The sequence below is a fragment of the Candidatus Termitispirillum reticulitermitis genome (assembly GCF_054655775.1).
In genome coordinates, this window is the sequence record NZ_BAAIHG010000048.1 from 1 (window position 1) to 9,440 (window position 9,440).

Genomic DNA, 9,440 nt, shown 5'->3' on the forward strand with positions numbered 1-9,440 from the left:
CCCTATGTGCCCAACACAACTTTATTAAAAAGAACTTTAATCAAACAGAAACGGGTAAAAAGATGTTCATTCGTCTCTATGAGCTTGCACAGAAAAATAATAACACCGGGTTAGAACAATTCTGCACTGATATACTAAACGTCTATAAAAAGCACGACATAAACGGGCATATTGAATGGAATAAGTAGTATTAGGCTGTTAGAAAGCTAGCCCAATCCTCGCCCCTTTCAGCAAGCCACCAGCCTTAAGGTCAACTCCACGTATATCCAGCGTGCTCACTGGAATGTATTGCACAAACCCGCTTAAAATCACATTTTTATAGTATAGATTTACACCAGTCGCTACCGCAGGCACAACCCTGTAAGAATGGTCTGCGTGTAATTCAACGCCATCCCTTTTGCCCTTGCCGCAAATCACGCATTTATAGCCGTCTCGCTCAAATATTTCCTTTCTCTGTGTTGGTGTGAAGTCCTCTAGTGCTCTAATGTTTGCCTTGTCAGGGTCATATTTATAAACACCTTTGGCAATTTTGATTAAAAACCCGTTTTGGGCTAGTTTTCTAATAGCCCTATCGGGGTCGCGCAAAACAGCACCTGTTCTCTCTTTATATGCTCTAACAGCCCAGTCAACGACTTCTGGGTGTTCTATATCCCTATTGGGATTATTTTTAAAGAACTCAACAATAATATCGTTCTGCGATAGTGTTTTATTAGGCATACTGTAGCTCGTCTGATATGTTATATTGATTTATATGCGCCTCTTGAATCAAGCGTTTTATTGCTATATCGCAATAGTCTTTATCTATTTCAATACCCACACCCCTGCGTTTGTGCATATATGCGGATATAAGAGTTGAGCCACTACCCAAAAATGGGTCTAAAACCACATCGTCTATAAAACTAAGCAACTTTATGCAACGTTTAGGAAGTTCCAGCGGGAATGCTGCGGGATGTCCGCCTGCCCCCTTTTTATTCTGCCCCTGAAATGTCCATAAACCATTTGTCCAGTTCATAAATTCCTCTTTTGTTATATCGTTTTCCCTGCTACCGCCTAACTTTTTCCAGCTATCTTTATATAGCACTACTATCAGCTCAACTGGTGCTATAACATACGGGGCGGAGGCTGACATATACGACCCCCATGCTGTGCGACGAGAGATATTGCCCTCATTCCAAACTATAGTTGAATGATATTTCCAACCGATGTCTTTAGCAATCTGTGTAATATCAGCACCAACTGGCTTTTGTCCCCCCTTGTTCTTATCAAGCGGGATATTCAATAGAAAACGTCCATCATCTTTGGCAAAGCGGAAACATTGGCTAATCCATTTATGCGAAAACTCTAAATAATCATCATAAGATAAAGCGTCGTCGTTGGATTTATAATTTATATCAACATTATATGGTGGCGAAGTGACTATCAAGTCAATGGAGCTATCAGCAACAGCATTAGTCACCAGAATATCAGCATTGAATATAGTTATATTGTTGGCTTCAAAATAAGGAATTTCTGTAAAATTGCACATATTTGATTATACACAACCATTTCTTGCTTGTCAAGAAACTAGTAATTTGAGAGCCAGCGTCTTGAAAGATAGCGTCTCCCCGCTAGTATTGCTTGGCAGAAGAACGTAAAGTTCATCGCCCACCAGATGCCCACTGCGCCGTAGCCTAGCACTATGCCGAAAATATATGCTATCGGTATCCTAAACACCCATAGGCTTATTAGGTGATAATACATCAGCGCACGGGTATCGCCTGCGCCCATCAAAGCTCCGCCAAACATCAGGTGCGCCGCTACAAATGGCTCTGAAATCATCACTATTCGCAGATATTTTGTTATCTCTTGCAACACCAACCCGTCAACCTCGCCATTAGTTCCCTTAGCGGCTAGCAGGTTAGCCAGCGGTGTCGCACCCATAATAACCGCAAGGGTAATGACAGTTATGCAAAATACGCCCACAATAGTCGTGAGTAGTCCCATAGTGAATGCATCGTCTGGTTTATTCTCCCCTAGCAGGTGACCCACCAGCACCGCATTAGCCATATTGAATGCGAACGCCGGCATAAAGATGACTGCCTCTATACGTAGTCCCGCAGTCAATGCAGCCATAGTTTCTGTGCTGTTTTCTGGTAGCATACCCACTATGGCAAAGATTAGTATCCCCGATATTTGCCAGTTGCACGATACTATTGCACTGGGCCAGCTAATACGGGCAATTTTGCTGGCAATCTCACGTGAAAAATCCCTACTCAGCTTTATAAATCGCCACTTCATCAGCTTCAGCATCTGCCAACCTGTGATGAAGAAAGCGAACAGCCATGCAACGGCGGTTGACAGGGCTATGCCCGCCTCGCCGATAGGTGTGTAGAACACAAAAACTATATTGAGCGTGATGTTTATAATACCTGCTGCAATCATAGCTGCCATAGACGTGTGCACTAGCTGGCAGGCGCGCAAGATGCCATTGAAATGTTGCACCATTAGCTGAAAGAAGATACCGCAACAATATATATGAACTAGATTCACCGCTTTGCGGCGCACCTCGTCTGCCACGCCGAAATGTTCTATGATAAACGGGGATATTAGCACTGACAGGAGCGTAATTACAAGCGCACAGCCACTAGCTATGGTGATTGCTGTTAATATTGCGCGGGGCAATTTCTTTTCGCGCTCGTCTGAGCCGTGCACACGTGATATGGTGGCTATAGTGCCGACTGTAAGGGCGTAGATGACGAAAGCTACCATATAGTAGGATTGGTTCGCCAGTCCGACCGCCGCTTGTGTTTCTTTACCGAGCAAACGGGCGACTAGGACATCTGTCATACTCATAGCAAAATCAAAGAATAGTATGACAAGCATCGGCGCGGTGGCGTGCCAGCTTTGTTTGATGAACTGCTTGTATTTAGCGTTCATTAAATACTTCACAAAAACGCTTTTTAGCTTTATAATCATAAAGTATTTTAGCATATAACGCTATGAGGTTTCAATGTTATTACGATTTCACGTGTTGTTAGAGATATTGGGAACGCTATTCTTCGTAGTTGCCTTTATTATGGGGCTAATATACTGTCTTGCTGAACGCTCGCTCAAAAACAGGCAACTGGGCGGACGGTTGCTCTCGCGCATTTCGTCTCTATCGGCTGTTGATAGGTTTAACACTCGTTCGCTTTATGCGGGCTTTGTCTCATACACGCTAGGTATTATTGTTGCGGTGGGGTGGATTATCACAACGCCAATAATAGTTTGGTCTAATGAGTTAATATCTAAGATTGTTATAGCTTTGTTTGTGTGGCTGGTGGTGCTTGCAACTATCATAGTAAAGCATAGGCACCGCTTGAGTGCCAGACAAACTGCTCTTGCCTCTATTACAGGCTTTATCAGTGTCATTGTAGTCTATGGCACAGTGGTGTATTTCGTAGCGGGTATTTAGTGCTGACTGCTGGGGTAGATGAGGTCGGGAGGGGTTCGCTTGCGGGACCTGTGGTAGCTTGTGCAGTGATTCTGCCACTAGGCTATGAAAATCCCAATATTAAAGATTCTAAAAAGTTAACAGCTAAAAAACGTGAACACTTAAACAAACTCATCAGGGAAAAGGCAATATCAGTAGGCATAGGCGTAGTATCTAATGAAGTGATAGATTCTATTGGCATCGTCCCTGCCACAAAACAGGCGATGCATGAGGCTATCGCACAGCTGAATGTAGTTCCAACCAATATTATAATAGACGCTGTTGAGTTAGATAACTTGCCCTGCCCATACATACACCCATTTAAGGCGGAAGATAAATATATCTGCGTGGCGGCGGCATCCATTGTGGCAAAGGTTTATCGCGATAGCCTTATGGCGAGGCTTGCTGCTATTTATCCGCACTATGGCTGGGAGCGAAATAGCGGCTATGGCACTAAGCTACACTATCAGGGTATTACGGACTATGGGCTAACACCGTTGCACAGGCGTTCATTTCTGAAAGGTTTTCATTGATAAACTAACCCGTCCGCGCTCTTTATCTATGCCAAGCACACGCACCTTGACGTGGTTGCCAACTGAAACAACATCTTTCGGGTTCTTAACAAAGCTATCTGACAGTTCCGATATATGCACCAGTCCGTCACTTTTTAGTCCGATGTCAACAAATGCACCGAAATCAACTACATTAGTGACGCGCCCCTCTAGCCGCATCCCTTCTTTCAAGCTGTCCAGCTCCAACACGTCCCGCTTAAACACCACTGGTTCTAGGCTATCGCGCACATCTCTATTGGGCTTTTTCAAACTATCCACAATATCGGAAAATGTCCATGCGCCGATGTTTAATGGGTCTTTCTTTATATCGTATTTATGAAGCTCTGATAATGACTGCTTTTCTAATAGTTTTTTCACTGCATCGTAGCTTTCGGGGTGTATGAATAGTGCATCCAGTGGCTCATTACCGCCATATACCTTTAAGAACCCTGCGCACTGCTTGAACACCACCTCGCCTATACCGGCAACATCTTTTAGCTGCTGTCTGTCTGTGAAACCCCCGCTTGCTGTTCTATGGTTGACAATAGCTTCAGCCACCCCGCTGTTCAGTCCTGATACATAGCTTAATAGTTCTGATGATGCGGTGTTGACATCCACCCCTACGTTGTTGACTACGTCCTCTACTACGCCTGTCAATGCCTTTTCTAACTTATTAGAGTTGACATCGTGCTGATACATACCCACGCCGATTGCACGGGGTTCAATCTTCACAAGCTCCGCCAGTGGGTCTATTACCCTGCGAGCGATAGATATTGCCCCGCGTATAGTCAGGTCTAAATTGGGGAACTCCCTAATAGCCGCCTCGCTTGCTGAATAGACGCTCGCTCCAGCCTCGCTGACTATGGTATATGCGGCATTCAGTTTCTCATCAGCCAATGCCTTTGCTACAAACTCCTCAGTTTCACGGCTTGCAGTGCCGTTGCCGATAGCGATACCATTGACGCCATATTTTATCAGCATTTCAGCAAGTTTTGCCTTGCTCCCCTCATAGTCCTTATGCGGAGCTGTTGGATAAATTACCCCGTAGTCTAGCAACTGTCCTGTTTTACTGACAACGGCAAACTTACAGCCTGTCCTGAACGCTGGGTCTAGCCCTAACATTGTCTTATCTTTTACAGGTGGGGTCATAAGCAGATGTTTTAAGTTATCGGCAAATATAGCTATAGCGCGTTCCTCACCAGCCGCCTTTAGGTTAGAGCGCACTTCGGACGTAATGCTAGGAAGCAGATGGACTTTTACCGCTCGTTTCAGGCAGCGTTCGGTGTGGGTGTTAACAGCCATACTGACGAATGCTGACGTGCTTGCTTTTGCTATGCAGTCATTTTCGTTGATGTCAACGCTTACTGATAAAATGCCCTCACGCTCGCCGCGAAATATAGCCATTGTGCGGTGCGGAGGGATAGTGGATATGCGTTCGGAGAAGTTGTAATAGTCTTCGTAAGCTGTTCGTTCGCTGGTAATGCCTGTATGCGTTGATGATAGGACTGCTTGTTCTTGGAACAGCTTGCTGATAATATGCCGCAACTCTATATTCAGCGATATTCGTTCTGTGATAATATCACGTGCCATACTAACGGCTACGTCTGTATCTGGAACCAGCTCGTTTATATACTTTCGCGCCTCGTCGTCTAGGGTTGATAGTTTAACATTAGTGCAGATATAGTCTGCTAATGGTTCTAGTCCCGCTTCTCTAGCTATAAGACCTTTAGTTTTGCGCCTACTCTTGAATGGGGCGTATAGTTCCTCAATGATAGTTAAAGTGTCGGCGTTTAGTATAGCCTGTTTCAGTTCATCTGTGAGTTTGCCTTTAGTGTCTATCAGGCGCAGGACTTCATTTTTGCGCTTTTCTAACTCGGTTAGATATGTGTAGCGGTCTATTACCGCGCGGATGTCAATTTCGTTCATGGCACCCGTCTGTTCTTTGCGATAGCGGGCGATGAATGGGATGGTATTTCCGTCCATGTATAGTGCTATAAGAGCGGCTATGTGTCTGGGGTTGAACGAAAACTCATTAGTTAGTTTGTTTAACATAGACTATATGATACAATAATTCCATTCAACGAGCAAACCCCTCTGCCTATCAGCTGTTAATACCCTAATTGCCCCCTCTTTCCGTAGTGTGAGAGGGAATAAACAAGGCTTTGACAGAGGATGAGAAAGTTTTTTGATTTCCCCTCCCTTGTGGGGGAGGGGAAAGAAAGACTGGTTATCTGTTTATCAGTTGCAGTGCTGTTTGTGGCAGTTGGTTTGCCTGTGCCAGCATTGCTACTGCGGCGTTCACCAATATCTGGTTCTTCGCAAAGTTTGACGATTCGTCTGCTACGTCTAGGTCGCGTATGCGAGACTCTGCCGCTATTAGGTTTTGTTTGCCAATGCTCAAATTCTTTATAGTGTATTCCAACCTGTTGATTTGTGCACCCAAAGTTGCCCTAGCATGGTTCAGTTTCTCCAATGCTTGGTCAAACTTCGTAATAGCCTTTTGCGCATCTTCCATAGTTACAACGTACGCATCGCTGATTTCCAGTGCTACGCAGTCCAACCTACCAATACTGATGTCAAGCGTTTGTCCTTCGTTAGCACCTGCTTGAACGGATGTTGGTTTGCTGACTATATGCACATACACATCATCATATTGTATAGGCTTGAATAGCATCTTGTCATAAGATTGGTCATAATATGCGGTAATGCCTATGTTTGCACGGAAACGCACATCAGCACCGGGGATTATTCCGCGTAACCTGTAGTCTGATACAGTATCAGAGCCTACTAAGTCGCCTGTATGGGCGTCCTTGACGGTTATTTTTACCATGCTGGGGACAGATTTTTGTATCTGTGCGATAGATAGCGCATTCAACACATTTTCATCAGCTACAAACCTTATGTCCGACTGTTCGCCTGTGAGTGCACTTTGTATTACAATAGTGCCGGGCACTGCATTATTGCCACTTGAACTTTGCGCACCAGGCTCAATATAGCGTATGAGGTCTGAAAGCTGGACATCTGCGCTCATATTCAGTGATTCTAAGGCTGCGCGTAGCTTATTGACAAAATCGTCAATAGTGTCATCACCCTCAATAGTGACGGTAGCCATACCATCGTTGCCATAAATATCTAAATATTGCGTATTATCTAGCAGCATACGTCCATCAGCATTAGTAAATAAGCCAATATCTTTCAGTTTTACATTAGACGCCGCAACAGTCCCTTTGGCAAAGGCATCTAACGTCACCGTGCCACTGATAAAACCATTAACAGAGTAGTCCTTGTCAAACCTGATAGTTGATACTTGGAACTTGCCATTGTCTATGGTGACAGCTGTTATCTGACCACCCTGCGTCTTACCATTCTGTAATATCACTGCAGGACCAGTAATGACAGCAGTGGAAACAGCGTGGACTGGCCAGTCTGGTGCGGTAGCTGCTCCTTGGGTTATTGTCGTCCCAATACTAGGTATGGTCACAGCCGCTAGAGTATCGTCAGCAAGGGTGAAATTAGTACTGTTAACACCCGCCTGAACGCTGAACAGCATTTTATCGCCGGCAATGACTTTTGTGCCGCTGTAGAATGGCGCTACCGTGGTAAGCATTGAAACGTTGATTTTCATCCCATTATCAAACGTATAGACACCGCTTACGTTACCTGCAGCCACGACATATAGCGACTGTTCTTTTGAATAGCTGACACCTGAAGCCGCATCAACAAATGTTACGCGTATGTTGCTTACGACAGCACTATTGACGACTGTCTGACTTGACAGAAATTCTATCTCTACATAACCAGACGACACAGTGCCTGAAACATTCACAGTAACCCCTGATGAATATTTATAGCCACCAGTGCCTGAGCCAGGCACTGCAGCCTCCTGCCGGAAGAAAGCGACACTTTGAACACTTGTAGCTATGGTAGGTGCAACAGTATAGCTCCTAAAACTCAACATGGCTTCATCTAGTGATAATATGTTGCCCGTAGCATTAAAGTTGCGTAGTGAAGTGCCGTTTGCGCCCTTCTTCTCCAGAACAATGTCGCTATTAACAGCCATGATATCCGTCTTATACACGGCGTTCAATCCAGGTGCAACGTCAAAGGTCAGTTTGTAGTTGCCTTCCATCGGGACACTGTTTATTACCACGTCCACATCTCCGCTGTCAGAAGACCACAAACCAGCTGCTTGCCCCGTTAAGAGCTTCTTAGTGTTGAACTCTGTTGATGACGATATGCGGTCAACTTCAGATTTTAGCTGGTCAACTTCTTTCTGAAGCTCCCGTCTGTCGTTGGCGGTGTAGGTGCCGTTACCAGCCTGAACCGCAAGTTCACGCATACGTTGCAACATATCAGCAATAACTTCCATGCCGCCCTCAGCGGTCTGTAGGAGCGAGATAGCATCTTGCGAGTTCATAGATGCTTTGGCAAGCCCGTTTATTTGCCCGCGCAATTTTTCAGAGATGGCAAGTCCAGAAGCATCGTCAGCCGCATGGTTGATGCGCAGACCACTGCTTAGACGCTCAATAGAGCGTGCCAACGAGTTGTTCGCTATAGCCAGATTAGTCTGAGCTGTGACAGCGTAGTTATTGGTATTAATTATAAGTGCCATATATATATCCTCTACTCAACAAAGGTATTTTTTAGAATACCTCATAGTTTTACGTTCTCACCCGTTTAATCGGGGGAATTGCTTATATCAGACTCTGTCCTATTCTATTACCTGCCCTGTATCAGTTGCAGTGCTGTCTGCGGCAATGTATTTGCCTGTGCTAACATTGCTACAGCTGCATTCACGAGTATCTGTTTGCTAGCGAATAGTGCAGACTCCTCAGCTATGTCAAGGTCGCGTATGCGAGATTCAGCAGACACTAAGTTTTGCCTGCCTGTTGTCAAGTTTTGCATACTGAACTCTAGCCTATTGATTTGTGCGCCTAAAGTAGCCCGTGCGTGGTTCACCATCTCAAGTGCCATATCGCACTTAGTGATAGACTTTGCGGCATCTTCAGGCGTAATCAGATATACATCCTCTATTCCAATGGATGCTAAATCAAGTTGAGGGATAGATATATCTATAATGTGTCCCTGATTCGGACCAATCTGCAATGTAGTTGCATTGCGGACTATGTGAACATAAGCTTCGTTATTTGCTGTCCCATTGAACACCATCTTCTTTAGGTTCACATCATAGATGGCTTCCATTGCAAAAGTTGACATAAGTCTTATGTCCACCCCCGGTATAATACCCCTGCAGAGGATTTAGTCCACTACGTAGAACCCGGTACACAAGACAAGAATGGGGTGGAGGCAGTTCCCGGCACGTTGGTGTTCCAGACGGCTAAAACAGGTGCTGAATCTGAACTGAAGTTCGTGGGTGATGAATCTATCGTTAATGCTATGAGCATAGCTACGATTCAGAAGCTATCGCATTCTGAATC

8 protein-coding genes and 1 pseudogene are annotated in these 9,440 nt (G+C 44.9%); 3 read left to right on the forward strand and 6 right to left on the reverse strand.

From position 1 onward, the window contains the following. A pseudogene (locus tag AC1MDJ_RS05600) lies at positions 1-188 on the forward strand (HNH endonuclease); the annotation flags it as partial. A gap of 10 nt (positions 189-198) precedes the next feature. On the opposite strand, the gene AC1MDJ_RS05605 reads toward AC1MDJ_RS05600, so the two are convergent. The 3 genes from AC1MDJ_RS05605 to AC1MDJ_RS05615 are packed head-to-tail and all read right to left on the reverse strand — an operon-like array spanning position 199 to position 2,955. Further along, positions 199-717, reverse strand: a complete 519-nt coding sequence (locus AC1MDJ_RS05605) for an HNH endonuclease (protein ID WP_479689961.1) — start codon at positions 715-717, stop codon at positions 199-201. Then, positions 710-1,525: a DNA-methyltransferase gene (locus AC1MDJ_RS05610; protein WP_479689962.1), complete on the reverse strand. Its 816-nt coding sequence runs from the start codon at positions 1,523-1,525 to the stop codon at positions 710-712. The genes AC1MDJ_RS05605 and AC1MDJ_RS05610 overlap by 8 nt, the downstream gene beginning before the upstream one ends. A gap of 38 nt (positions 1,526-1,563) precedes the next feature. Next, the gene (locus tag AC1MDJ_RS05615) at positions 1,564-2,955 is read right to left on the reverse strand and encodes an MATE family efflux transporter (protein WP_479689963.1); all 1,392 of its coding nucleotides are present in this window, start codon (positions 2,953-2,955) and stop codon (positions 1,564-1,566) included. Between the two features lie 34 nt (positions 2,956-2,989). On the opposite strand from AC1MDJ_RS05615, the gene ccsA reads away from it, so the two are divergent. Both ccsA and AC1MDJ_RS05625 read left to right on the forward strand, forming a co-directional pair. Further along, complete coding sequence (gene ccsA, locus AC1MDJ_RS05620; RefSeq protein WP_479689964.1) at positions 2,990-3,433, forward strand: cytochrome c biogenesis protein CcsA; 444 nt, start codon at positions 2,990-2,992, stop codon at positions 3,431-3,433. Continuing rightward, on the forward strand, positions 3,433-3,984 hold the full coding sequence (locus AC1MDJ_RS05625; protein ID WP_479689965.1) for a ribonuclease HII: 552 nt from the start codon (positions 3,433-3,435) through the stop codon (positions 3,982-3,984). The genes ccsA and AC1MDJ_RS05625 overlap by 1 nt, the downstream gene beginning before the upstream one ends. Here the strand turns inward: AC1MDJ_RS05625 and AC1MDJ_RS05630 are convergent. From AC1MDJ_RS05630 to AC1MDJ_RS05640, 3 genes are all read right to left on the reverse strand, one after another. After that, on the reverse strand, positions 3,961-6,054 hold the full coding sequence (locus AC1MDJ_RS05630) for a helix-hairpin-helix domain-containing protein (protein WP_479689966.1): 2,094 nt from the start codon (positions 6,052-6,054) through the stop codon (positions 3,961-3,963). The genes AC1MDJ_RS05625 and AC1MDJ_RS05630 overlap by 24 nt on opposite strands. A gap of 175 nt (positions 6,055-6,229) precedes the next feature. After that, positions 6,230-8,614 (reverse strand): flagellin N-terminal helical domain-containing protein, encoded by a 2,385-nt coding sequence (locus AC1MDJ_RS05635; RefSeq protein WP_479689967.1) that lies wholly within the window; start codon positions 8,612-8,614, stop codon positions 6,230-6,232. Between the two features lie 107 nt (positions 8,615-8,721). Continuing rightward, positions 8,722-9,219, reverse strand: coding sequence for a flagellin (locus AC1MDJ_RS05640; protein WP_479689968.1), 498 nt, complete (start codon positions 9,217-9,219; stop codon positions 8,722-8,724). Between the last annotated feature and the right edge of the window lie 221 nt (positions 9,220-9,440).

Excerpts from the sequence above, each read along its gene's own strand:
- AC1MDJ_RS05640 (WP_479689968.1), bottom strand. The coding sequence starts at position 9,219 with ATGTCAACTTTTGCAATGGAAGCCATCTATGATGTGAACCTAAAGAAG.
- AC1MDJ_RS05605 (WP_479689961.1), bottom strand. The coding sequence starts at position 717 with ATGCCTAATAAAACACTATCGCAGAACGATATTATTGTTGAGTTCTTT.
- AC1MDJ_RS05615 (WP_479689963.1), bottom strand. The coding sequence starts at position 2,955 with ATGATTATAAAGCTAAAAAGCGTTTTTGTGAAGTATTTAATGAACGCT.
- AC1MDJ_RS05610 (WP_479689962.1), bottom strand. The coding sequence starts at position 1,525 with ATGTGCAATTTTACAGAAATTCCTTATTTTGAAGCCAACAATATAACT.
- AC1MDJ_RS05630 (WP_479689966.1), bottom strand. The coding sequence starts at position 6,054 with ATGTTAAACAAACTAACTAATGAGTTTTCGTTCAACCCCAGACACATA.
- ccsA (WP_479689964.1), top strand. The coding sequence starts at position 2,990 with ATGTTATTACGATTTCACGTGTTGTTAGAGATATTGGGAACGCTATTC.
- AC1MDJ_RS05635 (WP_479689967.1), bottom strand. The coding sequence starts at position 8,614 with ATGGCACTTATAATTAATACCAATAACTACGCTGTCACAGCTCAGACT.